Here is a 26,468-nt window from a genome sequence, read left to right as displayed (position 1 = left end):
TTTCGGTTATTCTGTTTTGTCCCGGGGCGGTTCCGTATTCTCCCCGGCTTGCTCCGGAAGGGACGAACGCTCGAACGGCCGCGCCTCAGGCGGCGGGTCCCCGGCCAGCCGCGCACGAATGTCCACCAGCTTCTCCTTGCGCCGTTTGCGCAGGAGCCAGACGGGAATGCCGATCAACATCAACAGCAGGATTACCGGGAGCGCCCCCGCCATAAACACGAACAACCACTGAAGCAAAACGCCGAGTACCGCCAAAGTTCCGCTCAACGCTTCTGCCGCCCGCTGCCCTAGCGGCTCCTGACCGCGCGCCTGAATAACCTCGGCGGAGCTAGTTTTTTGCGTCAGCTTCAGCTCGATGGTCGACATGGCTACGTTTTGCTCCAAGTACCGCATACGCCCTTTAATTCGCTCGATTTCTTCCTGAACCTTGCCAAGCTCGTTGGAGAAAGCAAGCAGCTCGTCGGTTTTCGCAGCCTTTTCCATAAAAGCGATCAGCCGGCTCTCTACGACCTGCTTTGCTTTCAAACGCGCGGCGAGATCGACATACTCCTCCGTCACATCCTGACCCTGCAAGTTTTTCTGCATCGTCGGCTGAATCTGTTCAAGCAGCGCCAGCAGCGATTGGAAGCCGGTCGCCGGTACCTTGATGACGAATGTACCGCTTTTTTCCAAAGTAGAAGCATTCTCGTTGAACTGCAAAATGTAGCCGCCCGACTGCTTGACCGCCTCGTGTATTTTCGCTTGCGCCTCTTGATACTTATCCACCTGCATGACCAAATTTGCTTTGTAGATGATTTTGCGGTTGAACGCCTCGGATGTCTCAGGCGCCGTTTCTCCCGTCAAACTTGCGCCTGCGGCAGGCTTCGCTGCATTCGAATCGGCCGCCTGGCCTGGTGAGCCAGCAGGACTTTCTTTGCTTGCACGCGATTCTGCGCCGCCATTTTGCGCCATTTTCTGATCGCCGACAGGCAACTTTTCCGAAGCCGTCGAATCGGATGAAACGGCATTGCAGCCTGCAAGCCATCCGGCCAGCAGCAGAACCGCCCCGGCTCCACGCACCTGCCGCAGCAAGCGCTGCTTCGGCGCAGTCCCTTCCCCTACTTTTCGCATATTGCCTCCCCCTTCTTTGTCTGACCCACAGCCGCTGAACGCTGCGTTATTCCCTAGACGCGAAGAGGTTTTCCATTGTTTCAATTTTATGACAACTCTCAACAAAAAAATCTCCCTTTGACACTGCTGCATCAAAGGGAGATTCGATAGCCGGATGCGGATTAATGCTCCGCCCAGCTGTCCAAGTATGCTTTTTGCTCTTCGGTCAGCGTGTCGATGCCGATGCCGAGCGAAGCCAGCTTGAAGCGGGCCACCTGCTCATCCAGCTCGTAAGGCACGTTGACGACCTTGCGGCCGATTTGCTTGTAGTTCTCGTTCACGTACTTCAGAGACATCGCCTGAAGTGCGAACGTCATGTCCATGATTTCCGCCGGATGCCCGTCGCCTGCAGCCAGGTTGACAAGACGTCCTTCAGCCAAAATGTAAAATTTGCGTCCGTCTTGAAGCGTGTACTCTTCGATGTTGCGGCGAACCGTCCGTACGGATACGGCCATGGCCTCCAGCTCCGGCTTGTTTACTTCCACGTCGAAGTGACCGGCGTTGGACAGGATGGCTCCGTCCTTCATGACTTTGTAATGCTCCCCGCGGATGACGTCCCGGTTGCCCGTTACCGTTACGAAGAAATCGCCCACCTTGGCCGCTTCGCTCATCGGCATGACCGCAAAGCCGTCCATGTAAGCTTCAACCGCTTTGATGGCGTCGATTTCCGTCACGATGACGTTGGCGCCGAGCCCTTTGGCGCGCATTGCCACGCCCTTGCCGCACCAGCCGTAGCCGACGACGACGACCGTTTTCCCCGCAACGACGAGGTTCGTCGTCCGGTTGATGCCGTCCCAAACGGATTGGCCCGTACCGTAACGGTTATCGAACAAGTATTTGCAGAACGCGTCGTTGACCGCAACCATCGGGAATTGGAGCTGGCCGTCCTTCTCCAGCGATTTCAGGCGAAGAATGCCCGTCGTCGTTTCTTCCGCGCCCCCGCGCACGTTTTTCAGCAGATCTTTGCGCTCGGAGTGGAGAATGGTTACCAAATCTCCGCCGTCGTCAATGATCAGATCCGGCTCGGTTTCAAGCGTCTTGATCAACAGCTCCTTGTATTCCTTTGGCTCCGGGTTGTACTTCGCGAATACCGTGATGCCGTCCTCTACCAACGCCGCGCATACGTCGTCCTGCGTGGACAGCGGATTGCTGCCGCAAATGGTTACTTCGGCGCCGCCGGCTTGAACCACTTTGGCCAAATAGGCCGTTTTGGCTTCCAAGTGAAGCGATATGGCGACTTTCAGCCCTTTAAACGGCTGTTCCTTCTCGAATTGCTCGCGGATGCGGTTAAGCACCGGCATGTGAGCGTTCACCCAATCGATCTTCAAATGTCCTTCCGGCGCGAGCGCAATGTCGCGGATAATGCTGCGGTCGATCGTACTTGCCATCGGTAACGTCCTCCTTGGATCATGAATTCTCTACGTATTACATGTAACATATACGATGCTTCCCGTCCAGTGGCAAAGGCACTTCCACGAGTTCCCTCATCCAGCCGTCGCCGTATTTGTTCAAATACGCGAGCGGATTATACACCCGCTCCTGCGGCTTGCCGTCAGGCAGCACGGAGAGCCCGATGCGGGCGAATTGCCGAAGCCCTGCCTCATACTGCGCACGAAGGCCGTCATCCGCTTTGTGCTGCAAGAAATCGATTTGCTCGATAATTTTCCCCAGATTCGTTTCGCCTAATTTTTGCAATCCGGGATTGATGGCGGCTATCGCTCCGATCAACGGCTCGTAGCTGGCGCGAAATTGCTCTTTCACCTCGGCAAAGCGAGCTTCGAGTTGAAGCTGGTCTTGCTCCCGAAGCCACGCCTGCTGCTTCTCATCCAAGCGGTACAGCGCATCGTCGATGGCAAGCCCGTACTTCTGCATGTTTTTCTGGATCGTGCCTTCCACAAGGGTGAAGCCCAGACGAGGAAGAACGATCGGCATCCGCATGCCCACCGTATGAAACGCTTCGCGCGTCAGCGCCCAATAAGCGATCTCCGAAGGTCCCAATACGGTTCCGAGTACGGGGAATAAATAGTCCTGCATCAGCGGTCGCGTCATCACGTTGTTGCTCAGCCGCTCCGGGGCCTCCTCCGCCCACTGCAAAAGCTGCTCCCGGCCGAAGCGGCGTTCCCCCTTGCGGTCCGTGTAGCCGCCTTCTGCGTCCGCGTAAAGCAGGATGCGTTCGCCCTGTTCGTCGAAGACGAATAAGTTCGCGCCGTTGCCAGCAACGTCCGCCTGCGGTACATATCCCACTGCCTGCAGCTTTTCTTGCCCCTGCAGCAGCGCTTCGTTAATCGAACCGCTTTGCTCCGTCAATCGGCGGAACATCGGGCTTTCGAGCCGCCGCAGCTCCGGGGCGTCCGAATCGACCAGCACAAGCCCGTCCCGTCCGAACCAAGCGGAGAGGAGGCGCGCAAAGCTGTCCGTCAGGGAGACGGCCCCGTCGATCGACGAGCGCAGCGCTTCCATCAACCCCTCTTTGAACTCCGTAGGCATAAGCGTCTGTTCAAAGGCAGCCAACGCCTCGCCCCACTGCTCCGGCGAGATTGGCGTCCGGCTGACGGAGGTGCGCAAGCCGGTCGGATGCTGCAGCTTGATCTTCTGGAGCTGCTGATCCGCCGTCAGAACCGCCACATGGTTTACTTCATCAAAATCATGATCTTCCCCGGCAATCCAAAATACCGGCACCACCGGCCGACCCAGCTTCTCCGAAGCTTCGCGGGCCGCCCTAATCAGCGTAATCGCCTTGTATATAACGAGCAGCGGTCCGGTAAACAAACTGGCCTGCTGGCCTCCTACGATACACAGTGTTCGGGAATCCTTAAGCAGCTCGATCGAACGAAGCGCTTCCGGCGAAGCCCCCGCCCGTTCGTTGAACCGGTACAGCGTTTCCGCAAGCCGCTGGCGATCAGCTCCATGAATCCGCTCGCGGTCGATCCAAGCCGCACGCGCCTCCCAACAGTCGGCATCCGAAGGATTGTAATCGAAAAACGCGCTTACTTTTTCGAAACGGTCCGAATAATCGCCTGCCAAAGGTTGGCCGGAATCCCACTGCATTATTTCTACCTGCAATCCGCCCGCCACCCTTCCTTTTAAAATGTAAGTCGCTTCCGGTTTGTAAATAACATGAGCATTACTATTTTACACGTGATCCGGGAAATCGTCAAAAGGTGGGGGAAACTGATACGGATCGTTTCGTTATACTTAAAAAGCCCCTGCACATGCAGAGGCTTTCAAGGTTAATATAAATGGCAGGCCGTAAAATGACCGGGTTGGACTTCTTTGAACTCCGGCATGCTGGCCGCGCATTCCGGCATCGCCTTCGGGCAACGTGTACGGAACGGACAACCGCTCGGCGGGTTCAGCGGGCTTGGAATTTCGCCTTCCAAAATGATCCTCTCGCGAGTACGCTCTACCTCCGGGTCCGGAATCGGGATTGCGGACAACAGCGATTGCGTGTAAGGATGCAGCGGATTCGCATACAGCTCCTCGGAAGTCGTTACCTCGACCAGCTTGCCGAGATACATAACGCCGATACGGTCGGAAATATGCTTCACCATCGCAAGATCGTGCGCGATGAATAAGTAGGTCAGACCGCGCTCTTTTTGCAGCTTCTTGAACAGGTTGACGACCTGCGCCTGAACGGATACGTCCAGCGCGGAGATCGGCTCGTCCGCAATGATGAACTGAGGCTCGATCGCCAGCGCCCGGGCAATGCCGATCCGCTGACGCTGTCCGCCCGAAAATTCGTGCGGGAAGCGGCTCGCATGCTCCTCGTTCAGGCCCACCGCATCAAGCAGCTCGCTAACGCGCTGCTTGCGCTGTTTGCCGTCAGCAAGACCATGAATGTCGAGTCCTTCGGCAATAATGTTGCCAACCGTCATCCGCGGGTTCAAGGAAGCGTACGGATCTTGGAATACCATCTGCATATGACGGCGGAACTCTTGCAGCTTGTTTCCGCGCAGCTTATGCACATTCTCGCCATTGAACAGCACTTCGCCGCTCGTCGCTTCATAAAGGCGGATGATTGTCCGTCCGGCTGTCGACTTGCCGCAGCCGGACTCGCCTACCAGGCCGAACGTTTCGCCCCGGGCGATCGAAATATTAAGCTTGTCGACGGCTTTTAACGTCTTGCCGCCGCCCAAGTGAAAGTGTTTTTGCAAATCGCGTACTTCCAAAATCGGATTGCCCTTCATCGTGCCGCACCTCCAGCTTCTACAGGTCGCTCAACTTTAGGCGCATCGGGATGCAGGAGCCAGCAGGCCGCCGAATGCGTCTCGGAAAGCTTCGTATGCTCAGGATCGACTTCCAGACAGGCTTTCATGGCGTAAGGACAACGCGCTGCAAAAGCGCAGCCTTTCGGCGGGGCGAACAAGTCCGGCGGCGTTCCCGGAATCGGCACCAATTCGCCGTCCTTGTCCTGGTCCAGACGTGGAACGGAACGAAGCAAGCCCCATGTATACGGATGTTTCGAATCGTAAAACAGCTCGTCTACGGTGCCCTGCTCCACGACTTTGCCGGCGTACATGACGATGACGCGCTGCGCCATCTCCGCAACGACCCCGAGGTCATGCGTAATCACGATAATCGAGGCGTGCGTCTGCTCGGACAACTTCTTCATCAGTTCGATAATTTGCGCCTGGATCGTCACGTCAAGCGCCGTTGTCGGCTCGTCCGCAATAAGCAGTTTCGGATTGCAGGCAAGAGCGATGGCAATCATGACACGCTGGCGCATCCCACCGGAAAATTCGTGAGGATATTGGCTGATCCGGCCTTCCGGATTGGAAATGCCGACCATTTTCAAAATCTCGACTGCACGCTTCCGTGCGTCGCTTGCGCTTAAACCCTGATGCTTAATGAGCCCTTCGGCGATCTGTTTCCCGATCGTCATCGTCGGGTTAAGCGAAGTCATCGGGTCCTGGAAAATCATCCCCATTTCGGAACCGCGGATTTTTTCCATTTCTTTATTTGAAATTTTGGTAATTTCCGTTTTGCCGTCGAATTTGATCGATCCGCTCTTGATTATGCTCGGAGGCGTCGGAATGAGCCGCATAATCGTTTGGGCCGTAACCGATTTGCCGCAGCCGGATTCGCCTACAATAGCGAGCACTTCCCCTTTTTTGAGGTCGAAGGAAACGCCGCGAACGGCTTGCACTTCACCGGCATAGGTGCGAAACGATACTTTGAGGTCGCGAACCTCCAATATATTTTTGCTCATGATTTGGGCACCCTCCTTACTTCCTCATCTTCGGATCGAGCGCATCGCGAAGGCCGTCACCGAGCAGGTTGAAGCTCATCAGGATCAAGCTGAAAACAATCGTCGGGAAAATAACCCGATGCGGGAAATAACGAATCGAGTTGGCACCGTCAGACAACAGCGAACCGAGCGAAGCAAGCGGTACGCGGATTCCGAGACCGATAAAGCTCAGGAACGCTTCGACGAAAATGGCCGAAGGCACGATAAACGTAATTTGTACGATAATCAAGCTAAGCGCATTCGGTACCAAATGGCGGAAAATAATGCGCGCGCCTCCTGCGCCCAGCGTTCTGGCCGCCAGCACGTACTCTTGCTCCTTCAAAGTCAGAACTTGACCGCGGACCAGCCGCGCCATTGGCACCCAACCGGTAATGGCATAAGCGATGATGATCGTCATGAAACCAGGTCCGATAACGATGATCAGCAAGATCGAGATCAACAGAAACGGGATGGAGTGAATGATTTCGATAATACGCTGCATGATATCGTCCACCCGGCCTCCGTAGTAGGCCGAAACGCCCCCGTAAATAACTCCGAATACGAGGTCTAGCAGCGCAGCAATAATCCCGATTGCGAGTGAAATCCGTGTTCCCCACCATACGCGCACCCACAGGTCGCGGCCGAAATCGTCGGTTCCGAACCAGTGCTCTCCGGAAGGCGGCAAGTTTTTGATATCGTAGTTTTGCGTCGCGTAGTCGTAACTCGAAAAAATCGGTCCGAACGTAGCGAGCAAAATCAAGATGACAAGCGTTGTCATGCCGAACATGGCCAGCTTGTTTTTCTTGAGCCTTCTCCACGCATCCTGCCAATAGTTCATGGAAGGGCGGACGACAGCTTCCCGGCCGACTTGCTCTCGGACAACCGGCTGGAACAGGTCTTTGGACATCTGCATTACTTGCTACCTCCCTTAACCAAACGAATGCGCGGGTCAATCAAACCGTAAACAACATCGGTAATAAAGAGCACGATGACAAGAATAAACGCATAGAAAATGGTCAATCCTGTAATCATGGTGTAGTCGTTGGAATAAATGGATTGAACAAAGTGCTTACCTAATCCCGGTACGACGAAAATTTGCTCTACAATCAGCGTACCGGTGATCAGACCGACAAATACGGGACCCAGAACCGTAACAACCGGAAGGATCGCATTGCGGATCGTATGCTTAAGAACGATGGCCGGCTGGGACAGGCCTTTGGCCTTCGCCGTTTTGATGTAGTCCTGATTCAGCACGTCCAGCATAGACGTCCGCATGAGCCGGGCAAGGATGGCAATCGTACCGAACGATAAGGCGATGGAAGGCAGTATCCTGGATGACGCCCCTGTCCACATCCCCGGAGGCAGCCAGCCCAGCTTCACCCCGACAAAATAAGACAGCAAAGGCCCAAGAACGAAGGATGGAATCGAGATACCGACAATTGCCGTGAACATCGCCGTGACATCAAGGCCTTTGTTATGATTCAGAGCTGCAATAATGCCAAGAACCAATCCTACCGTAATGGCAATCGCGAGCGCCCACAAGCCGAGCTCCAGCGAAGCCGGAAACGCTTGGTGAATAATGTCCGTGACTTTGCGCGTCGGGAACTGGAAGGACACGCCCAAATCGCCGTGGATCACGTTATTCATGTATTTCAGGTACTGCTTCCAAATCGGTTGATCCAAACCGTATTGAGCATAGAGCAGTTTTCTTTGCTCAATCGTCAATTTTTGCGAATCTTCCCCGAACGGGTCCCCTGGCAAGTTTTTCATCAACACAAATGTGAAGGTAACAACCAACCACAAGGTAATTACCATATAACCCAAACGACGCAGCAAATAGCGAAGCATGGTACACCTCCTGAACTAATTCAAACAAGGACAAGCAGCAAGGCTCGAAAAGGCTCGATTGGAAACAGCCGAACTGCTTCGCAAGCATAGACCGATCCAAGACAAGACTATGTTTGCGAAGCAGCTCCGCTTCCTCCGAACAGAGGGCAATTTCGTACAGAAAAAATCGGAGCCGTTCCAAAGATCAGAACGGCCCCCTCGTTGACGAATCAGCCACTACTTACTATGGTTCATCGGGAGAAACGGATTACTTAATGGAAACCCATTTAAGTTCCCACTCTTTGGACATAGGCGGCAAAATCAGGCCTTCTACGTTCGGTTTCTTCGCGTAAGGTCTCGTACGGAAGTAGAGCGGAGAAATCGGAAGATCGGCCATCAGTTGCTTCTCGGCATCGACCAGCATTTTCGAACGTTTCACCAAGTCGACTTCTTTGTCTGCGCCTTTGACCAGATCGTCATACGCTTTGCTGTTGTATGCTACATAGTTGAAGGATTTGTTGTCGGACAACCACATGTCAAGGAATGTCATCGGATCGTTGTAGTCGGCGCCCCACAGTGCGAACAGCGCGTCAAAGTTGTTTTCCTGCATGTTTTTCACGCGCAGTGCGAATGGCAGCGGCTCGCCGTCGACGTCAACCCCGAGGTTCTGCTTCCATTGAGCTTGGATGAACTCAATCGTCTTTTTCGCGCCTTCGGTATCGTCAGCCGTCAGCTTGAACTTCGGCAGAGAAGTCATATTCAGCTCTTTCAAGCCCTCAGCCAAAAGCTGCTTCGCTTTCGCCACATCGAACGGAGCTTGAGTATCGCCGGCCGCTTTGCGGAATTCCTGCTTGTTGCCATCAAGAACGGTTACCGGAACCAGACCTGTCGAAGGGATGGACATTCCGCCGTTGACAACTTCGTTGTAAGCTTTGCGGTCAATCGCCATGCCGAGAGCCTGACGAATTTTCACATTGGCAAACGCCGGGAATTTGGAGTTGTGGAACATCAGGTAGCCTGTTACGAATTCTTTCTTCAGCGTCAAGTCCGGCTTGCCTTGGTAAGCTTTAGCCTGCTCGCCGCGAAGCTCTGTCAGGTCGACTTGGTCCGTTTCGTACATGTTAAGAGCCGTGTTGGCGTCTTTCACCACGTTGACGGTTACTTTGTTCAGTTTCACGTTTGCAGCATCCCAGTACTTGTCGTTTTTAACGAGTACGATTTGCTGCTCGTGATCCCATTTTTCCATTTTGAACGGACCCGCACCGATAATTTTGTCGGCGTCGGCGCCGTTTTTGTCGCCTTGCGCTTTGACAAAATCCGGCTTTTGCGGGAAGAAGAGCGGCATAGCCAATTGGTCGGTGAAGAAGGCAACCGGTCTTTCCAGCGTAATTTCAAGCGTCTTGTCGTCTTTTGCTTTTACGCCGAGCTCGGCTTTCTTCGCTTCCACTTCTTCCGGCTTCGCTTTATTTAATGCAACGCCGCCTTTGATCCAGGAAAGCATAGTAGCGTATTTTGCTTTTGTAGCCGGGTCCAACGTACGTTGGAAAGCCCATACAAAATCGCTTGCTTTCAGTGGCGAGCCGTCAGCCCATGTCAAACCGTCGCGAAGCGTGATGGTATATACGAGGCCATCCGGGGAAATTTTCGGAAGCTCTTTCGCAAGACCCGGTTGCGGCTTGCCTTCCGCATCCAGACGGTACAGACCTTCGTTCACCGCGTTAAGAATCGTAAAGGAAGGGTTCGTCGTAGCGACGGAGCTGTCGATTGCTGGCGGTTCTGCCGCAAGGTTGATTCTAATTTCTTGAGCCGGAGCTTTTTTATTGTCTGTGCCCCCCGCTTGTTGTTTGTTATCCGTGTTGCCCGAGCAACCCGCAACGGTTGTGCCAAGCATAGCGGTAACCGATGCCAGGACGAGAAGCTTGTTATACTTCATAAGATTGACTTCCTCCTTTTTAATTTATGTAAATATATGTTAATTCCTGTCGTGTTATATAACATGACATAGAATTCACACCTAACATGACACCCTTTGATGATATAAGATTCCAGCGGAAAAGTAAAGACCCTCTTGGATGTAACCGTTACCAAATAGAAATTATACAACCAGGGGTTAATAAAATCTAGTGTTATTTTTTGTTTTCGACCATTTTTTGTAGTATTTAGTATTATTATATCACTTTTCGTAGTTTAATCACAAAAAAATAAAGAGCCTTTTGGGTTAGACTCTCAAAAATGGCAGCATTTTATTCGTCGAGACGTACTTGGGCGGAATCCGGTCCAAGGCAGCAGCCGTCTTGTCGCTTTGCGTGTCTCTGACAGATCGGCCAGATGCTTACGGCCCTGCATCAATTCTTTCAGGCAGCCCCGCACGATGTCTTCCATCAAATGATGTACGCGCATTTCTTCATCTCTTTTACGAGTTGATCATATATTTGCCGATGCCGATGAACAGCAGGAGAACATAGCAGGCCGTCAGCAGCACAAAGCCAAGCCGTCCCAGCGTTCTGGCGATTTTGATCAAATCGATCTTTCCCTTAACCCGGTTTTGCATATTTCCAAGCAAGCCGGCGGCAACGAGAAACAGCAGCACGATCGTCCACAGCAGCATTCCCGAATCGAATAAATTCCGGCTCATAGACGCAACGGAGCCGATAAGAAACAACGTGGTGATATCCATGCTGAGATGCGTGGCTTTGCGCTTGTCTTTCGTATAATAGTAAACGGCAACCCATACGATGAAAAAAGCTACGAACGGAACGATTGCAAGAAACGTATAAAGCTGCTGCAGCCATCCAAACAGTGCACTCAAGCGTATCACCCGATTTCAATCAATAATGTTCGGCCGTCAGAGCCGGCGCCCGGCTTCCGCCGCCTTGATCAGCCGGTATACGGTAAGATGCGTCGGAAGCGCTATTCCGCCACGATCCGCCTCCCGCAGCAATCCTCCCGTAATGGCGTCGATTTCCGTAAGACGGCCAGCCGTAATGTCCTGAAGCATGGAGGACCGGTTGTTTGCGGTCCGCCGGCATACCTCCAGCAGCTGCTCCCACAGATCCGGCTCCAGCCGGATGTCAAGCGCACGCGCCAGAGCAACGCCTTCCTCGTACAAAGCACGCATCAGCTCTCCGGTTCCCGGCAAAGTCAGAAGCTCGCCGTTCGGTACCCCCAGCAAGGCGGTCAGCGGATTGATGACGGCATTGATAAGAAGCTTTTGCCAAATGCGGCTAGAGATGTTTTTCGACATGGATGCGCTAAATCCTGCCAATTCCAGCCAATAAACCAGATTTTTTTGCGCGATTTCCGAGACTTCGGCCCCTTCCCCTCCAACTGCGCCTATCCAGGTCATGCCGCGCCCCGTATGAACGGCTTCCCCGGCGGCGGAGATCATCGCGCCTTCCGTCGTCACGGCCGAAAGCAGCCGTTCCGCCGGTACATGCGCCGCCAGCGTCTCCAGATGCCCGATGCCGTTCTGCAAGCAGACGATCCATGTCGAGGGGTCCATGCGCCGACCTAGTTCGAGCCCGAGCTCCCGGGTTATGGCAGACTGTTTTAAGGCTAGCAGGATAAAATGCGGCCCGCTCCCGTCCTTTCCCCCGAACGTTTCCTTTCCCCCCCACAGACGAACGCGGGGAAAAGCCGTAATCACTGCCCGAGCGCTTTGATCTTTCGATCCGGAAACGGCATCGATCAAGCGCAGTCCGGCAGCTTCGATTTCAGCTTGCCGCTCGGTACGGCGGACGACGACCTCTACCTCGTACCCCGCTTCGGATAGTCTGACCGCGAACAACGTTCCGAGCGCCCCTGCGCCAATCACCGTAAAACGGCCCATTGTCTCTCCCCCGTGCGTGTAAAAGTTTGTTCAGTCTATCATAGCAAAAAATGGCGGGACACGCACAAAACCCCGGAACGGGTGCTCATGGCAGCCCGATTCGGGGGTTTCTCCCTTTTTATGAGACGGTTCCGGTTATTCGATCCGTTCCAGATTCCCGTTTTCATCCATTTTAAAGCGGGTTTTGCTTTCCTCTTCTTCCTCTGCCAGAAAAGCAAGCTTGCGGGCCCGGTCCATAATCTGGATAAGCGCTTTGTAATCGTCGTTCACGACGCGATAATCGGTCGAAACGTCGCTAACCTGCCGACTAAGTTCGTCGTTAAGAGTGCGAAGCCGCTCAAGCTCATCCTGCTTGTCGTTCAGTTCCTTCTCAAGCTGCCTTACGTGCCGCACCATTTCCTGATAGCTTCCTTTCCACTGCCGCAGGAAGCGGATAACGGCGTCGATCGACAATTCTTCCACGATCCCGTCGCTGCGCACTGCGCCTTCCGAGACCAAAGGGCCGCCCATGCCGCTGCCCGCAACGGATGCGAACGCGCTCGCATGCTTGCGGTGCTGATTCCTTTTTTGGCGCTGCGCTTTGGCGATCTGAATCGCCGCCTCGTATTTCTTGCGGACGAAGCTGTTCCAGCGGAAACCGCAAGCGGCCGCAGTTCTACCTATTTTTTCGCCCACTTCCTCAAAAGCGGACAGCTGCGTGCTGCCTTCGCGAATATGTCTTAACGTCACCTCCGCCAATATCAAATCGTCTTCCTCGCTCCAAGCGTCTTGTCTGATTGCCGTCATCAAGCCGTCCTCCTAACCCCTATAGGTTCATCCGCATCTATGTTCGTGATGCATAAAGTGCTGCGTTACTTTATCTCTATGCCCATGGTAGAGTTCATAGAATACTTTTCTAGTAATTTGTATTGCCAATTTTCAAGGCAGTCATACATCGTTTAGGCGGATTTGGGCAACGATATTATGCGAAGGGCAAAAAAATTGACTAAATTTCGTCACGGATTGGGCGTTTACACGCAGGAAGGCTTTCGCTATAATGTTGGATAGTACGTATATCGATCGTGACCAAAGAGAGGGGGATACAGGATGGATCGCATGTTTCGCGTTCTCGGCTTCTGGACGCTTGTAATCGGGCTCATGGCGTTAGCCGGCGACTTCATTCCGATGGCGCTCATCTTTTTCGCCCAGACGGCGATTTTCACGCTGTTAGGATACATGAAATTGTCCGAACGTGCCTACATATTGATTTTTTGGGGGTACATGATTGTTTCGTTTACAGGGTTTACCTACTGGTCATTTTTCAAAATGTCCATCTAAACCTGCCAGTCCGGAAAAAAGTAAGCGAATACGAAGACAAGAAAGGCGAACCGCAAGCTTCAGTGCGGTTCGCCTTTCTTTTGAATCAAAACCTTAAACAGCTCGCTCATCCGGTCGCTGAGGAGCAATTGCCGAATGGCCCGATTGCGCCGGGCTTGCGGCGAAAACGGGTCCCGGGCGTCATGATCGCTCAGCTCGTCAAGCAATCCCTGCTCCAGCAAAAATTGCTTCTGGCTTAGCAGGCCCGAAGGCTCTAGCCCCGCTTCCTTCCCCGCATCGATCAATGCGCTGAAATTGACATGGGCGGTCATATCCTGTTCGCCCGGGAACTGCAGCGGCGTATCGGAAGCCTGGTGCTTCCGGTAACACAGCAGCGTTCCGTTCATCCGATGCGGAGCGTACAGCTCTTCCCTGACGTGCCCGTAGTCGATCGTCAGCAGCACACTTCCGTTCCCCAAGCTGCCGGCAACCGCCCGAAGCCAGCGCAGCGCGTCCAAATTGACTTCGAATTGCTGACCCGTTCTCGACGGAATCGCTTCCTTGCAGATAAAGACCTCAAGCTCGCCGCCCGATAACGGGCTTTCCACCTCCGTCAGGCAGTTTCGTTCGTCATCCCAACCAACCCGAATTTCGCGCCATCCGGCTTCGCGGCTAACGATCCGGTACACCGGAAAGGCGTCCGGCAGCTCGTTGGACAATACCAGCGTGTTGAGCCAAGGGCCCGCCGCGTGCCATTCCTCGGCCGTGACATAGCTCACAAGCCCCGTATGAGGCGCTAGAGCCTCCGATTGAAGGCTCCGGTGGACGGGGCTCTTTTCGACGCTGATGAAGCGCAGCCGCGCATACAGCGCGGGAGAGCCGCTTCGGATGGCGTCAAGCATTTGTCTCGCTAAAGCTCCGTCGCCCCCTCCCCACTCCGTTAAGCAAATATCGCCGCTCCGCGTTTCCGCAAAGCTCCGAACGTAGGAGGCCAGCATGTCGCCTAGCACGCTGCCGACCGAAGAGCTCGTATAAAAGTCGCCCGCCCGGCCGATTTTGCGATTCGAATTCATATAATAGCCCAGGCTCGGATGATACAAGCACAAATCCATATAGTCCCGGAACGAAATCGCCCGGTCCGGCTGCATTTCAATCTGTTCCCGAATCGCTTGCAGCAGCGGGGAATCGTTCGCCTGCTCCGTTTTCATGCGCCTACCGCCTCTCGCCAAATTACTAAAGACAAAACTTCCCCTACTCGCTATAATAGGATGAGAAAAATAGGAGAGGAAGCAGAGCCTTGTTGAAACCACGAACCATCTTCTGCGCGGCGCTTATAAGCTGCACCGTTTTGCTCACGTCCGCCTGCACCGATCATCAGCAGGTGAAGCAGGATTTGATGCAAGCGGTCGCCAAGCAGGAGCAAATCCAAAGCTACCGATATGCCGGGGAAGCGGAGCTGAAGCTGGACGCTTCTTTATTTTCGGGCTCGCAACCGGTAACTGCCGCTTTGCTAGGCCTGGTCAAAGAAAGCAAATTCGACTACAGCGGACTCGTTTCGCTGGCAGATCCGGTCCGAATGGAAGCCTCGGTCAAACTAACGCCGAAAGGCGCGGCTTCGCCCATCGAACTGCCGTTTCTTCTTAAAGATAACAAAATGTATCTGCAGATGCCAGCCATTACAAAGGCGGACGAATATTTGATGCTGCCGCTGGACAAGCAAGCGGACAAGCTCAAAAACACCGGAAGGCTGAGCGCTTCCCTGACCGGCAAGCTGCTGGAAGGTGTCAACCCGAACTGGCTGGAGCCCGGCAGCAAGGACGAGAAGCTTGCCGACGGGGAACCGGCGAAGCGCATTACGCTTACGGTGACGGACAAGAACAAACAGGAAGCGGCAAAATATTTCACCACCGCCCTGCCGTCCGTGCTTAACGAGCTGATGACCAGCGGACTGAGCGGAACGGGACAAACCGGAGAGTGGAAAACTTCGCTGGAGCGGATCAAGATCGAAGCTCCTACGACGCTAAGTATCCTGATCGACAATCAAGGTTTTATCCGCGAGCAAACCGGAAAGCTTTATTTTTCGGTCGAAGGCGGCAACGATGCGAAAAACAGCGTGGAATGGACGTACAAGGTGCAAGAGATCAATCAGACGCCTGCCTTTACGAAAGAAACGCCGAAGCAGGTAAAACGTGCGGAAGACATTTTACGATTGCTCCCCAAGCCTCAAGCGGGCAAAAAGTAATGTGACGGAAGCCCTTCCATGGCATAGCGCCGTGGAATTTTTTTGTCATGTTTTTCCCATTCCTATGATAATCTTTAGTTGAAAGGACGGGAGGGACATGCGTGTGCATATACGCCAATGGGCTATCCTTGCGCTTTTCTCGGTATACGGATGTTTATCCGCCTTGTGGCCCTATTCCGCATATGCGGAAAGCGGACAAGCGGATAGAAGCTTGCTGCAGAAAGGCCTTACCATCTATGAGATCGATCAAGAGCTAAGCCGCATTACCGACCAGGAAATCAAGCTCCAGGTACAGATGCAAAGCGCAGAGCAGCAAATTCGCGAAGCGGAGCATTCCACAAGCGAGGCGAAAATACACGCCGCCAAAGTCGTCCGTTCTTATTACATGGGCGACCGCGATTCACTCTGGGCGCTGCTGTTCTCGGTAGGTTCATTCTCCGATGCGGTTTCGGTGCTCGACTACCTGCAAATGATTCTGCGCAACGATAAACAAGCGCTGCAGCGTCATACGGATGCATGGCAGCGGCTGACCTCGGTCAAAAAAGAGCTGGCTGAAGCCCATACCTCCCTGCAGCGGACGAAAGAGCGTTACTTGCAGCAGCGGGAACGGCTTGCCGCGCTCCAGAAAGAAGTGAACGATCAACTCGCCGATAGCAAGGAGCAGGCGGCGCTGCTTCAGCAGCAGATGCTCGAGCTCAACAAGCTGTGGGAGGACAAAGGCATCCCGCTGTTCAAGACGTACTTCCAAGCGCTTGCGGGCGCGATGCAGCAGCTTCCCGAGCTGGTGACGTCCGGCGGTGGCAAGAACAAGAACGGCAATCTGGTCATGAACGGGGTAAATTATACGTTTCAGATGACGGACAGCGAGCTGAATGACTTTTTGCGTAAAAAAAACGAGCGGTTCCGCAATCTGACGTTTCACTTCTATCCCGATCAAGTATCGGCCTCCGGGCAGGACGGCGATATTGCGGTCATGATCCGGGGAAGCTACGAAATGGCCGCGATGGACGACGGAACAAGCAAACCGTTTATCCGGTTTCGGATTCTGGAAATGCAGTTCAACGGCTTTTCCCTGCCCTCCACCACAGTGGAGGAATTCGAAAAAAGCTTTGATCTGGGGATCTACCCCCAAAATATCGCCTCGTTTTTGCAAGTGACTGGCGTCCGGCTGGAGGAAGGAAAGTTAAGCATCATGCTGAAACTGGCCTTATAACTTTAAGCTGAGCCGCCCCGGAAGAAGAGGAGCGTGAAGACGTTGACGGAGCCCGTTCTCAAATATGCGGCAGCCCTGGATCTACCCGAAGGCAAGCGGGCCGGCTATTATGCCCAGATTGTCAAAGCGCTGGCCGGAAAGACCGCCTTGTTCGACCGCGACAAGGAGCTGATGATTTTTTCGTCCCCGGAAGAGCTGGAGCGGCTTATGCCTATTTTGGAGCAATACGTCATTCCGTCCGAGGAGCTAAACGTGCTGCTGCTTCCGGCTCCGGTCACGACGTATCCGGCCTTCGGCGATTACGGCTTTGTCAGCCGCCTGGAGAACGTTTATCTGTATGCGGAGCTCGTCGCCGTATTCCGACTCAGGCCTGCAACGGATACGAACGGTACGCTCGGGCGGCCTTCGAGCCGCAGCAGGCGGAAGCGCAGCTTGAGGAGCATTTGCTTGCAGCCTGGCCCGAGCCGGGAGACGGCTCTGCCTTCGCCATCGAAGCCCAGCTGGCCGAGCTTGCGGAAGGCATTGCCCGCGCCTACGGCGGGGTTGTGGAATGGATTTATTCGCCGGAACAGTAAAGCACAGGAGATGCTGGAGTAGTTCATTTCCACGAAAAAACGGTGGTGCCGCGATAGATTTCGTATCGTTGGCATCACCGTTTTTTTACTAAGGCTACCTACAGCAGATCGGCGGCAAGCTGCGCCAGATGCGAGCGCTCCCCGCGCTCCAGCATGATGTGCCCGCTGATCGCTTGCTCCTTAAAGCGCTCTACAACGTACGTAAGGCCGTTGCTTGAGGCGTCTAGATACGGATGATCGATCTGCTCCGGATCGCCCAGCAGGACAATTTTACTGCCCTCGCCGACGCGGGAAACGATCGTTTTCACCTCGTGCTTGGACAAGTTCTGCGCTTCGTCGATGATGATGAACTGGCCGGGAATGGACCGCCCGCGGATGTAGGTCAGCGCCTCGACTTGAATGCTGCCGAGCCCCGCCAATATTTTATCGATATCGCCCGGCTTTTTCGTATCGAACAAATATTCCAAATTATCGTAAATCGGCTGCATCCACGGCCGCAGCTTTTCTTCTTTTTCTCCCGGCAAGTAACCGATGTCCTTGCCCATCGGAACGACGGGACGGGCAATCAGCAGCTTCTTATACTTTCTTTCGTCCTCGACCTTCAATAAGCCTGCGGCAAGCGTCAGCAGCGTTTTCCCCGTACCTGCTTTGCCCGTCAGCGTGACCAGCGGAATATCGTCGTTAAGCAGCAGCTCCAGCGCCATCCGCTGCTGGGCATTCCGCGCCGCGATTCCCCAGATCGGATCGTTGCTGAGGTAAAGCGGCTCCAGTTTCTTCCCGTCGGCATTCACTTTAAGCAGCGCCGACTTGCTGGTGCCCATCTCGTCTTTCAGGATGACGAATTCGTGCGGATGAAGCGTATAGCCGAGCTGCAGCGAATTGATGCTTAAATAGCGGTACGTGTAAAACTCGTCGATGACCGAAGGGTGCACCAGCAGGGTCAAAAGCCCGGTGTAAATATCTCCGGCCACGTTAACGACCCGGTCCGTCAAATAATCTTGCGCCGTAATGCCCAGGACGTCGGCTTTGATCCGGACGAGCACGTCCTTGCTGACCAGAATAACCGGCTTCGGGTCGGATTTTTCCTTCTCTTCGAGCAAATAATTAAGTGCCACCGCCAAAATGCGGTTATCATTTGTCACTTCGGCGAACACTTCCTGCAGCTTCGTGAAGCTCCGATGGTTCAGCTCCACCTTCAAGCTGCCGCCGCCGGGAAGCCCGATACCTTCAAACAGCCGGCCGTCGCTGCGGAGCCCGTCGAGCATCCGGGAGATTTGGCGCGCATTGCGCCCCAATTCGTCGGCGTTGCGTTTCTTGGAGTCGATTTCCTCCAATACGACCGCCGGAATAATAATATCGTTATCTTCAAAAGCATAGATCGCGTTCGGATCCTGCAACAGCACATTGGTGTCCAGCACATAAATTTTTTTCATCATGAGTCCCTCCCAGGTTCGGTGTTTGGTTCGGCTCAATACATAGGAATTTTCCCGTCAGGACAAACTAGCCAAAGCCGATGACGAAAAGAAAGGACGATTGCTGATGAAATTGTTTGTCGCGACCCTCTTGATGTTGTCCGCTGTCGTGTCAGGATGTAACCAAGCACCAAAAAATGGAGCTGCCCCCTCGCAGAGCGCCGATTCGAACCGGCAAGTACAAGTGAAGCAAACGGCACCGCAGAAAAAAGAAATTCAGGACCCCCGCTCCGTGGCCAACAGGCTGGAGCAAATCGCCGTCAGCGTGCCGAATGTGGAGAGCGCCAATTGCGTCGTCTTCGGCAATACGGCCGTCGTGGGAATCAACGTCCCGCCTGCAATGGATCGCGCGAAAGTCGGAACGATCAAGCTGTCTGTCGCGGAGGCGCTCAAAAAAGATCCGTACGGAGTGGATGCGCTTGTAACCGCGGATATGGATTTAAACCAGCGCTTGTGGAACATCAGGCAGCAAGCGATGAACGGCAGGCCGATCAACGGCTTCGCCGAGGAAATGGCGGCCATTATCGGCAGAATCGTTCCGCAGATGCCGCGTGACGTGAATCCGCTGCAATCGCAGCCACCCGGTCAAAGGTAATCCGCAAGTTCCAGGCAGCAAACTGTAACGGTCTTTTGAGGTGGAAAAAAAGCCTAGGACGGCAAACGGTCTTAGGCTTTTTGCATTGCGTCGAACACCTGCGTGTCCAGCTTCTCAGCGGCACGCTTGTCGTACGTTTTTTCATATTCAGGCGCAACGGAAATGCGCGCTCCGTAGAACATCGCATCGCGCACCGAGGCAATGTCAATATCATAGCAAGCCAGCTTGAACGGAACCCCGTCAAGAGCTTCGGCAACCTGACGCGCGCTTCCGTAAATCACGAAGACGGAGCCGGCGCCGATAACCGTCAAATTCACATGCGCACGCTGCTTGATGTTCGTCAAAATGCGCGAACGCTGGTCGACCGCAAAACGAACCGTCGTCTGGTCTTTAGCGAATAGCCACGAAATGGCGTTTGTCGCAGGCGAACCGGTTTCATGATCGATCGTGCTTAAGAGAGCAAACGAATCTTTTTGGAGTAGATCGAAGAGCTGTTCCGATAAGGCTGTGATCGTTTCGGCCATAGGTTCCCCTCCTGTAAAGGTTTGTCTCCGATTCTAAGACCATTATAGCATACGGGTTAGGTAACAGCTACCAGCAGTTATCACGGACACTCCCTTCGGACAATGATACTTTATTGTATCTCGCCGTCCGGGGTTATATGTCAATCATTGTATTTCGGATTCGAGTTAATGTCCGTTAAAAGCTGTTCGGCGAGCTCTCGGTCGAACCTTTTCGTATGGCGCGCACCCCCCGCTTCTTCGTACTCTACGGTATAGGTCTCTTCGTCAGCCGTACAGACGAACCGTTCGAGATGATGGTCCTCCCGCAGGATCGTTTCGAAAAAATCTCTCGTTTCCGATGCTGCCGCGTCGTCCGGCCGGGCCTCCGCCACAATGCTGATCTGCAGCCAATTGAACACCGCATCCTGTAAATTCACAAGCCCTCAGTCCTCTCTCAGCAAAATCACTTGACGGCCGTCTGCCGTCCATGTCCGCATGGCATTCAGCCATTGCCCCGCTTCCGGTTCGGCTTCGGCTTGCCGGAGCAGCTCAGCCGCTTCCCGCGCCGTCAGCATCCGGTTCAAATACGCTTCGGCACAATGGGACAGACGCCAAGTCGGCAGCGCATCCGCAACAGCCATAGTCTCCGAAGGCTCTGCAACGACGGACAATCGAATGTCGCCGGATTGCACGAGTGCAAACGGCAGCTCCTCCGCCCCACAAACCTCGCCCGACTCATCCTCCGGCAGCAAATGCGCTTTGAACATCATCAGCAGCCGCGGGTGGATTCGTCCCATCGCTTCCAGAAAACGCATCCTGAGGTTCTCAGGCTCAAGTAGAAGCCTGTCTCCGCCGAGCAGAGCCGTTTCCCCGTCCCACGACAAGGGGACTAACCAGAAGTCCGACATCAGCCAAGCACCTCCATCGGGCCAAGCCCTTACGATTTGCGGTTTTCCCGGTCCTGAACGTAGTAACGAATCCGAACCATGAGCATCAGGACGACCGCTACAGTCAGGCTGAGCACGATCGGCAGCCCCGCCAGTTGAAAGAACAGCAGCATCCCCGATCCGAGAGCCAGCATTAAGTAAATGATAGCGTCTTTCAGAATCGGCAGCTTCCGCGTCTTGAATACTTTATTGTACACGTAAGTAATCAGCACGAAGATGATGATCCATGTCACAAACGGATGCGCCCTCAACCATTCGAGCATCGGAATCCTCCTTATGTAGACTTGCAAAGAAAGCTCCGATTGCTCAGAGCTTTCCCGCGTCTTCTTTATTAAGTTAAATTAAGCGTTGGCTTCCGCCATTTTACGCTGCTTTTCGAAACGTTCGCGCTCGCCTTTGTTCAATATTTTTTTGCGAAGGCGAATCGATTTCGGCGTAATTTCGCAATATTCGTCGTCATTCAAATATTCGAGCGCCTGCTCCATCGAATAGAGCCGCGGCGTTTTCATTTTGACCGTATCTTCTTTCGTTGCCGAACGGACGTTCGTCAACTGTTTTTCTTTGCAAATGTTTACGATGATGTCGTTATCGCGGTTGTGCTCGCCAACGATCATGCCTTCGTAGACCTCCGTGCCTGGTTCCAGGAACAGCGTACCGCGGTCTTCGACCGATAGCATACCATAGAACGTGGAAGTACCTGTCTCGCTTGAGATCAGCACACCTTCATGACGTCCGCCCACGCCGCTGCCCGCATACGGACCGTAGCTGTCGAACGCATGGTTCATAACGCCGTAGCCGCGGGTTAGCGTCAGGAAGTAGGTCCGGTACCCGATCAAGCCGCGGGCCGGAATGAGAAACTCCAGACGAACGTTGCCGGAGCCATTGTTGATCATATTGACCATCTCGGCTTTACGCGTACCGAGGCTTTCCATAACGGAGCCCATGCTGTCTTCCGGCAAATCGATAATAAGACGCTCGATCGGCTCCATTTTTTGGCCGTCGATCACGCGAATGATGACTTCCGGCTTCGATACTTGCAGCTCGAATCCTTCGCGGCGCATATTTTCGATCAAAATGCCGAGATGCAGCTCGCCGCGGCCGGATACGATAAACGCGTCGGGGCTGTCCGTTTCGTCGACACGAAGGCTGACGTCGGTTTCCAGCTCTTTGAACAGACGCTCGCGCAGCTTGCGGCTCGTTACCCATTTTCCTTCACGGCCTGCAAATGGGCTGTTATTGACGAGGAACGTCATCTGCAGTGTCGGCTCGTCGATCTTGAGCACCGGCAGAGCTTCCGGGTTCGCCGGATCGGCCAGCGTTTCTCCGATGTTGATGTCCTTGATTCCGGAGATCGCGATGATATCTCCCGCACCTGCCTCTTCGATCTCGATGCGCTTCAAGCCCTGGAAGCCGAAAAGCTTCTCGACGCGCGCCTGCTTCACTTGCCCTTCGCGGTTGATGACCGCAATCGGCTGACCTTGTCGCACCGTTCCGCGGTTTACGCGGCCGATGGCGATCCGGCCCAAGTACTCGTTATAATCCATCAGCGTGACAAGGAATTGCAAAGGCTCCTCGACGTTCTCGGTCGGCGCCGGAATGTGGCTGACGATCGTATCGTAGAGCGCCTGCATGTTTTCGCCCAGCTTTTCCGGATCCAAGCTGGACATTCCCATAAGACCCGATGCGTAAACGACCGGGAAGTCAAGCTGATTGTCGTCCGCTCCCAGCTCAATGAACAAATCGAGCACTTCATCGACCACTTCGGCCGGTCTGGCGTTCGGACGGTCGATTTTATTGACGACGACGATCGGCGTTAAATGCTGTTCCAGCGCTTTGCGCAGCACAAACTTCGTCTGCGGCATCGTTCCTTCGAAGGCGTCGACGACAAGCAATACACCGTCGACCATTTTCATAATCCGTTCCACTTCGCCGCCGAAGTCGGCGTGGCCCGGAGTATCGACGATATTGATCAAGAAGTCTTTGTATTGGATGGCCGTATTTTTCGCCAAAATGGTAATGCCGCGTTCCCGTTCGATATCGTTCGAGTCCATGGCGCGTTCCTGCACCGCCTCGTTCTCCCGGAACGTTCCGGATTGCTGAAGCAGCTTATCCACCAGCGTTGTTTTGCCGTGGTCGACGTGGGCGATGATGGCGATATTACGAATTTTGTCTCTCGAATGCATGTAGTCTCAAAATCCTCTCTTTGAATTTGGCTCAATGTCGTGCTCCTTGTTGCCGGAGCGCAGCCCGTTCACAAAAGTAGCGTCGGACGTAAGCGCCGACGCTACAATTCACACTTTATTATACGTGCAGATGCCGCAAAACGCAAGATAGATTGCGGGATTAACCGATTATTTACAATGCCTTTTCATGGCTGAAAAGCGGCGTTCCGATAGCCTGCCAGCCTTCTAGGTATGCCGCTGCCGCGGCCGGAACACCCATTTCTTAAGCACGCCGGACGCAAGTACGATCAAGGTCGTGACGATCGGCAGCACATAATGCGAAATATCCCCAAGCAGTCGGGTTGCCAGCTTTTCGTCGGCGATAAACATTTCCCCTGCGGTATAGCCAAGAATGCCCGCTCCCAAATAAACGAAAATGGGGTACCGCTTCAGCAAATTGACGACCAGGGTGCTTCCCCAGACGATAATCGGAATGCTAAGCCCGATCCCGAGAATGATTACCCCGACCTCTCCCTTCGCTTTGGCCGCAATGGCCAATACGTTATCGAGGCTCATGACGAAATCGGCCAAAATAATCGTGCTTACCGCTTTGCCTAGGGTAGCCGCCTGCTTCACGTTGGAATGATCCTCTTCATCGATCAGCAGCTTGATGGCAATCCACAGCAGCAGCACCGAGCCAAGGGCTTGAATGAACGGCACCTTCAAGACATAGACGGCAATGACAGTCAGCACGACCCGAAGGGCGATCGCCCCGAAAGCCCCCCACCAAATCGCCTGCTTTCGCTGATGCGAAGGCAAATTTTTACTCGCCAAAGCAATGACGACCGCATTGTCGCCGCTCAGCACGATATTGATCAGCATAATTTGGAGAAACAAAATGAACCAATCCAGCATTGTCGTTACCCTCCATCTCATTCAATTCGATCTGGAGTCCGGCGAACGATGGCATAGGATAAGCTTAGAAAAAAGAGGAGAATCGATCTTCTTGTTCCGTCCGACGGTCCGTATCTATCCATAGGGTTTCCGTATTACGCACCGCTTCATCCATTTCTTCCTGCAGCCAGGGCATTCCCGCTTCGATGCTTTCGACAACCTTCAAGTTCGGGTTGGTGCTCGGACTTGGCGGCAAAAACAACGTGCAGCAATCCTCATAAGGCAAAATGGACACTTCGTATGAATCGATCGCCTCGGCGAGGCGGATAATTTCCTGTTTTTCCATACAAACGAGCGGACGGATCAGCGGAAGGTGCACGGCCCGGCCGATGGCATTCATGCTGGCCAGCGTTTGGCTGGCCACTTGTCCCAAGCTTTCCCCGGTCACGATCGCACCCGCCCCGTTCGCCTCGGCAAGCTTCTCTGCGATCCGCATCATGGCTCTGCGCAGTACCGTAATCAGCAGATTTTCCCGGTACGCTTCGTGAATCTTGGTCTGCACGCCGGTGAATGGCACCATGTGCAGCTTGATCGGCCCGGCATATACGGCCAGCTTCCGGACCAATTCCTTCACTTTCTCTTGCGATCTTTCGCTGGTATAAGGATAGCTGTGAAAATGGACAGCTTCAACCGCCAGCCCTTGGCGCATGGCCAAATATCCCGCTACCGGACTATCGATGCCTCCAGACAGCATAAGCACCGCTTTGCCGTTCGTACCGAGCGGGAACCCGCCGGCGCCCCGGTCCACTTGGCTGTACACGAGCGCTTGCCGTTCGCGAAGCTCGACTTTCAGCTCCGCTTCCGGCCGGTGCACGTCCACTTTCAGGTCGGGCATCGCCCTTAAGACATAGCCTCCGACAAGCCGGTTCATCTCTTGCGAATCGTGCGGGAAGCTTTTGTTCACGCGGCGCACGCTGACTTTGAACGTCTGCGGCGGCGGGTCCATGGCCTGCATCGCCAAGAGCGCCGTTTCCTGCACGCGCGCAAGCTCCAGTTCAGTCGTAAGCACAGGACTGAACGACGTAACGCCGAATACCGTCTTCAGCGGCTCGCGCACCGTTTCGTAAGGCGTACCGTTCAAATGCAGCGTGATCCGCCCGAATTCTTTTTCATACTTGATGGCTCCCCAAGGACGCAATACCCGTTTCAGCTGCTGCAAAACCGCTTGCTCGAACCGGTGGCGGTTGCGTCCTTTAAGCGTCAATTCCCCCAAACGGAGGACGACCTGTTGCGGTGTCATAAGTTACCTCCGTTCGTTCTTGCCGGCCATGGCCGGTTTTAACTCTTCTACAATCTGTTTAAGCACGCGGTAAAAGCGGTCCGCATCGGCCTCGGTCTGCTGAAGCGAGTAGCTGAGCCGGATGCCGCTGACCGCGACCGCCGGATCCGTACCCATGGCCGACAGTACGCGGCTGGGCTTCTCCGCTCCCGAAGAGCAGGCCGAACGGGTCGACACATAAATGCCGTGCTGCTCCAAAGCATGCACGAGCACTTCGGACTTCATTCCGGGAAACGAAAAATGGACAATGTGCGGCGCCATATCCTCCGGCCGTTCCGAGCCGTTCAATACAAGCTCCGGAATTTGGCGGATTGCCTCGGTCAAACGGGCACGCAGTCTGGCCGTATGCGCCGCAAATGCAGGCTGCTCCTGAACGGCCATCCTCACCGCCTTGGCCATCCCCACCACAGCCGGGACATTTTCCGTCCCCGAACGAAGCCCTTCCTCCTGCCCGCCTCCGAACAGCAGCGGCTGTAATTCGACCCCGCGCCGGCAGTATAAAAACCCGATACCTTTCGGGCCGCGAAGCTTATGGGCGGCACAGGACATCAGATCGATTCCATGCCCCTTCGGGTCGACTGGGAGCTTCCCGATAGCTTGTACGGCATCGACGTGAAACAATGTCTTGGGGCGGCTGCGCAGCAGGGCGCCGATCGCTTCAATCGGTTGAATCCGGCCCATCTCATTGTTTACATGCATCACGCTGACCAGAATCGTTTCGTTGGTCAATGCTTGCTCAAGGTCTGTCAGTTTTATTTGACCTGTAGCGTCCACCGGCAAATAGGTCACTTGAAAGCCCTCTTCTTCCAGTTTACGAAAGGTTTCGTAAACTGATGCATGCTCGATGGATGAAGTGATCAAATGATTGCCCCGGGACCGGTATCGGTAGGCCGCTCCGCGGATGGCCAGGTTGTTGCTCTCCGTTCCGCCGGACGTAAACCGGATCTCATTCGGGTCGCAGCGAAGAGTGTTCGCAATCGTTTCCCGCGAACGGCTTACGAGCTGCTCGGCTTCCAAACCCAGCTTATGCAAGGACGACGGATTGCCGAAGTGCGATTTCATCACTTCGGTCATGACGCCGATGACTTCGTCATACATAGGCGCGGTAGCCGCGTAATCCATATACAGCATTTGTCATTCCCCTTTTTCGTAGTCTATCCTTGGTCCAAGAAGAAAATAAGACCAATGGTCGGCTCCC

Annotated in this window: 27 protein-coding genes; 5 read left to right on the top strand and 22 right to left on the bottom strand. The window is 54.3% G+C overall.

Annotation, left to right across the window (positions count from 1 at the left end; genetic code table 11):
- Positions 1–6 precede the first annotated feature (6 nt).
- From NI000_RS18025 to NI000_RS17970, 12 genes are all read right to left on the bottom strand, one after another.
- Positions 7–1,110, bottom strand: coding sequence for a DUF4349 domain-containing protein (locus NI000_RS18025; protein WP_253412860.1), 1,104 nt, complete (start codon positions 1,108–1,110; stop codon positions 7–9).
- Positions 1,111–1,271: 161 nt separating this feature from the next.
- Complete coding sequence (locus NI000_RS18020) at positions 1,272–2,537, bottom strand: adenosylhomocysteinase (protein WP_253412859.1); 1,266 nt, start codon at positions 2,535–2,537, stop codon at positions 1,272–1,274.
- A gap of 37 nt (positions 2,538–2,574) precedes the next feature.
- Positions 2,575–4,212, bottom strand: a complete 1,638-nt coding sequence (gene bshC, locus NI000_RS18015) for a bacillithiol biosynthesis cysteine-adding enzyme BshC (protein WP_253412858.1) — start codon at positions 4,210–4,212, stop codon at positions 2,575–2,577.
- A 167-nt stretch (positions 4,213–4,379) separates the two neighbouring features.
- Entirely contained in the window at positions 4,380–5,336 is a 957-nt protein-coding gene (locus tag NI000_RS18010; RefSeq protein WP_253412857.1) for an ABC transporter ATP-binding protein, read from the bottom strand.
- Entirely contained in the window at positions 5,333–6,358 is a 1,026-nt protein-coding gene (locus NI000_RS18005) for an ABC transporter ATP-binding protein (protein ID WP_253412856.1), read from the bottom strand. The genes NI000_RS18010 and NI000_RS18005 overlap by 4 nt, the downstream gene beginning before the upstream one ends.
- Before the next feature lie 16 nt (positions 6,359–6,374).
- A complete protein-coding gene (locus NI000_RS18000; protein ID WP_253412855.1) occupies positions 6,375–7,289 on the bottom strand; it encodes an ABC transporter permease in 915 nt (304 codons plus the stop codon).
- On the bottom strand, positions 7,289–8,224 hold the full coding sequence (locus tag NI000_RS17995; RefSeq protein ID WP_253412854.1) for an ABC transporter permease: 936 nt from the start codon (positions 8,222–8,224) through the stop codon (positions 7,289–7,291). The genes NI000_RS18000 and NI000_RS17995 overlap by 1 nt, the downstream gene beginning before the upstream one ends.
- Before the next feature lie 247 nt (positions 8,225–8,471).
- Positions 8,472–10,136 carry a peptide ABC transporter substrate-binding protein gene (locus NI000_RS17990; RefSeq protein WP_253412853.1) on the bottom strand — a complete coding sequence of 555 codons (1,665 nt, stop codon included), beginning with the start codon at positions 10,134–10,136 and terminating at the stop codon, positions 8,472–8,474.
- A gap of 293 nt (positions 10,137–10,429) precedes the next feature.
- Positions 10,430–10,603, bottom strand: a complete 174-nt coding sequence (locus tag NI000_RS17985; RefSeq protein ID WP_253412852.1) for a hypothetical protein — start codon at positions 10,601–10,603, stop codon at positions 10,430–10,432.
- A 13-nt stretch (positions 10,604–10,616) separates the two neighbouring features.
- Positions 10,617–11,021 (bottom strand): DUF3397 domain-containing protein, encoded by a 405-nt coding sequence (locus NI000_RS17980; protein WP_253412851.1) that lies wholly within the window; start codon positions 11,019–11,021, stop codon positions 10,617–10,619.
- Between the two features lie 27 nt (positions 11,022–11,048).
- A complete protein-coding gene (locus NI000_RS17975; RefSeq protein WP_253412850.1) occupies positions 11,049–12,032 on the bottom strand; it encodes a ketopantoate reductase family protein in 984 nt (327 codons plus the stop codon).
- Positions 12,033–12,167: 135 nt separating this feature from the next.
- On the bottom strand, positions 12,168–12,818 hold the full coding sequence (locus NI000_RS17970) for an RsfA family transcriptional regulator (protein ID WP_253412849.1): 651 nt from the start codon (positions 12,816–12,818) through the stop codon (positions 12,168–12,170).
- A gap of 300 nt (positions 12,819–13,118) precedes the next feature.
- Between NI000_RS17970 and NI000_RS17965 the strand changes: the two genes are divergently transcribed.
- A complete protein-coding gene (locus tag NI000_RS17965) occupies positions 13,119–13,349 on the top strand; it encodes a DUF2626 domain-containing protein (protein WP_010491888.1) in 231 nt (76 codons plus the stop codon).
- A 59-nt stretch (positions 13,350–13,408) separates the two neighbouring features.
- On the opposite strand, the gene NI000_RS17960 is transcribed toward NI000_RS17965, so the two are convergent.
- The gene (locus NI000_RS17960; RefSeq protein WP_253412848.1) at positions 13,409–14,536 is read right to left on the bottom strand and encodes a class I SAM-dependent methyltransferase; all 1,128 of its coding nucleotides are present in this window, start codon (positions 14,534–14,536) and stop codon (positions 13,409–13,411) included.
- An 89-nt stretch (positions 14,537–14,625) separates the two neighbouring features.
- Here NI000_RS17960 and NI000_RS17955 point away from each other — a divergent pair, with 89 nt between their 5' ends.
- From NI000_RS17955 to NI000_RS17945, 3 genes are all read left to right on the top strand, one after another.
- Positions 14,626–15,570, top strand: a complete 945-nt coding sequence (locus tag NI000_RS17955; RefSeq protein WP_253412847.1) for a hypothetical protein — start codon at positions 14,626–14,628, stop codon at positions 15,568–15,570.
- Between the two features lie 97 nt (positions 15,571–15,667).
- On the top strand, positions 15,668–16,783 hold the full coding sequence (locus NI000_RS17950) for a hypothetical protein (RefSeq protein ID WP_253412846.1): 1,116 nt from the start codon (positions 15,668–15,670) through the stop codon (positions 16,781–16,783).
- Between the two features lie 42 nt (positions 16,784–16,825).
- Positions 16,826–17,380 carry a hypothetical protein gene (locus NI000_RS17945; RefSeq protein WP_253412845.1) on the top strand — a complete coding sequence of 185 codons (555 nt, stop codon included), beginning with the start codon at positions 16,826–16,828 and terminating at the stop codon, positions 17,378–17,380.
- 76 nt (positions 17,381–17,456) lie between these two features.
- Here the strand turns inward: NI000_RS17945 and NI000_RS17940 are convergent, their stop codons facing one another.
- Positions 17,457–18,791 (bottom strand): PhoH family protein, encoded by a 1,335-nt coding sequence (locus NI000_RS17940; RefSeq protein ID WP_253412844.1) that lies wholly within the window; start codon positions 18,789–18,791, stop codon positions 17,457–17,459.
- Between the two features lie 106 nt (positions 18,792–18,897).
- On the opposite strand from NI000_RS17940, the gene NI000_RS17935 reads away from it, so the two are divergent.
- The gene (locus tag NI000_RS17935) at positions 18,898–19,425 is read left to right on the top strand and encodes a YhcN/YlaJ family sporulation lipoprotein (protein WP_253412843.1); all 528 of its coding nucleotides are present in this window, start codon (positions 18,898–18,900) and stop codon (positions 19,423–19,425) included.
- Positions 19,426–19,496: 71 nt separating this feature from the next.
- On the opposite strand, the gene NI000_RS17930 is transcribed toward NI000_RS17935, so the two are convergent.
- The 8 genes from NI000_RS17930 to NI000_RS17895 form a co-directional block, all read right to left on the bottom strand.
- Positions 19,497–19,949, bottom strand: a complete 453-nt coding sequence (locus tag NI000_RS17930; protein WP_253412842.1) for a pyridoxamine 5'-phosphate oxidase family protein — start codon at positions 19,947–19,949, stop codon at positions 19,497–19,499.
- Positions 19,950–20,089: 140 nt separating this feature from the next.
- On the bottom strand, positions 20,090–20,365 hold the full coding sequence (locus NI000_RS17925; RefSeq protein WP_253412841.1) for a hypothetical protein: 276 nt from the start codon (positions 20,363–20,365) through the stop codon (positions 20,090–20,092).
- Positions 20,366–20,371: 6 nt separating this feature from the next.
- Positions 20,372–20,836, bottom strand: coding sequence for a hypothetical protein (locus tag NI000_RS17920; protein WP_253412840.1), 465 nt, complete (start codon positions 20,834–20,836; stop codon positions 20,372–20,374).
- A 29-nt stretch (positions 20,837–20,865) separates the two neighbouring features.
- Entirely contained in the window at positions 20,866–21,138 is a 273-nt protein-coding gene (locus NI000_RS17915) for a YlaH-like family protein (protein ID WP_036677256.1), read from the bottom strand.
- Between the two features lie 78 nt (positions 21,139–21,216).
- Positions 21,217–23,058, bottom strand: a complete 1,842-nt coding sequence (gene typA, locus NI000_RS17910) for a translational GTPase TypA (protein WP_054971868.1) — start codon at positions 23,056–23,058, stop codon at positions 21,217–21,219.
- A gap of 225 nt (positions 23,059–23,283) precedes the next feature.
- Positions 23,284–23,952 (bottom strand): TerC family protein, encoded by a 669-nt coding sequence (locus NI000_RS17905; protein WP_253412839.1) that lies wholly within the window; start codon positions 23,950–23,952, stop codon positions 23,284–23,286.
- Positions 23,953–24,016: 64 nt separating this feature from the next.
- On the bottom strand, positions 24,017–25,231 hold the full coding sequence (gene thiI / locus NI000_RS17900) for a tRNA uracil 4-sulfurtransferase ThiI (protein ID WP_253412838.1): 1,215 nt from the start codon (positions 25,229–25,231) through the stop codon (positions 24,017–24,019).
- A 3-nt stretch (positions 25,232–25,234) separates the two neighbouring features.
- On the bottom strand, positions 25,235–26,401 hold the full coding sequence (locus NI000_RS17895; RefSeq protein WP_253412837.1) for a cysteine desulfurase family protein: 1,167 nt from the start codon (positions 26,399–26,401) through the stop codon (positions 25,235–25,237).
- Positions 26,402–26,468: the final 67 nt, after the last annotated feature.

Source organism: Paenibacillus tyrphae (assembly GCF_024158745.1).
Taxonomy (GTDB): Bacteria; Bacillota; Bacilli; order Paenibacillales; family NBRC-103111; genus Paenibacillus_G; species Paenibacillus_G tyrfis_A.
This window is presented reverse-complemented; position numbering and strand designations above follow the sequence as displayed.

Coding starts and splice junctions, on each gene's coding strand:
- NI000_RS18025 (WP_253412860.1), bottom strand. CDS start 1,110: ATGCGAAAAGTAGGGGAAGGGACTGCGCCGAAGCAGCGCTTGCTGCGG.
- NI000_RS18020 (WP_253412859.1), bottom strand. CDS start 2,537: ATGGCAAGTACGATCGACCGCAGCATTATCCGCGACATTGCGCTCGCG.
- NI000_RS18010 (WP_253412857.1), bottom strand. CDS start 5,336: ATGAAGGGCAATCCGATTTTGGAAGTACGCGATTTGCAAAAACACTTT.
- NI000_RS18005 (WP_253412856.1), bottom strand. CDS start 6,358: ATGAGCAAAAATATATTGGAGGTTCGCGACCTCAAAGTATCGTTTCGC.
- NI000_RS18000 (WP_253412855.1), bottom strand. CDS start 7,289: ATGCAGATGTCCAAAGACCTGTTCCAGCCGGTTGTCCGAGAGCAAGTC.
- NI000_RS17995 (WP_253412854.1), bottom strand. CDS start 8,224: ATGCTTCGCTATTTGCTGCGTCGTTTGGGTTATATGGTAATTACCTTG.
- NI000_RS17990 (WP_253412853.1), bottom strand. CDS start 10,136: ATGAAGTATAACAAGCTTCTCGTCCTGGCATCGGTTACCGCTATGCTT.
- NI000_RS17985 (WP_253412852.1), bottom strand. CDS start 10,603: ATGCGCGTACATCATTTGATGGAAGACATCGTGCGGGGCTGCCTGAAA.
- NI000_RS17975 (WP_253412850.1), bottom strand. CDS start 12,032: ATGGGCCGTTTTACGGTGATTGGCGCAGGGGCGCTCGGAACGTTGTTC.
- NI000_RS17970 (WP_253412849.1), bottom strand. CDS start 12,818: ATGACGGCAATCAGACAAGACGCTTGGAGCGAGGAAGACGATTTGATA.
- NI000_RS17965 (WP_010491888.1), top strand. CDS start 13,119: ATGGATCGCATGTTTCGCGTTCTCGGCTTCTGGACGCTTGTAATCGGG.
- NI000_RS17960 (WP_253412848.1), bottom strand. CDS start 14,536: ATGAAAACGGAGCAGGCGAACGATTCCCCGCTGCTGCAAGCGATTCGG.
- NI000_RS17950 (WP_253412846.1), top strand. CDS start 15,668: ATGCGTGTGCATATACGCCAATGGGCTATCCTTGCGCTTTTCTCGGTA.
- NI000_RS17940 (WP_253412844.1), bottom strand. CDS start 18,791: ATGAAAAAAATTTATGTGCTGGACACCAATGTGCTGTTGCAGGATCCG.
- NI000_RS17935 (WP_253412843.1), top strand. CDS start 18,898: ATGAAATTGTTTGTCGCGACCCTCTTGATGTTGTCCGCTGTCGTGTCA.
- NI000_RS17930 (WP_253412842.1), bottom strand. CDS start 19,949: ATGGCCGAAACGATCACAGCCTTATCGGAACAGCTCTTCGATCTACTC.
- NI000_RS17920 (WP_253412840.1), bottom strand. CDS start 20,836: ATGTCGGACTTCTGGTTAGTCCCCTTGTCGTGGGACGGGGAAACGGCT.
- NI000_RS17915 (WP_036677256.1), bottom strand. CDS start 21,138: ATGCTCGAATGGTTGAGGGCGCATCCGTTTGTGACATGGATCATCATC.
- typA (WP_054971868.1), bottom strand. CDS start 23,058: ATGCATTCGAGAGACAAAATTCGTAATATCGCCATCATCGCCCACGTC.
- NI000_RS17905 (WP_253412839.1), bottom strand. CDS start 23,952: ATGCTGGATTGGTTCATTTTGTTTCTCCAAATTATGCTGATCAATATC.
- thiI (WP_253412838.1), bottom strand. CDS start 25,231: ATGACACCGCAACAGGTCGTCCTCCGTTTGGGGGAATTGACGCTTAAA.
- NI000_RS17895 (WP_253412837.1), bottom strand. CDS start 26,401: ATGCTGTATATGGATTACGCGGCTACCGCGCCTATGTATGACGAAGTC.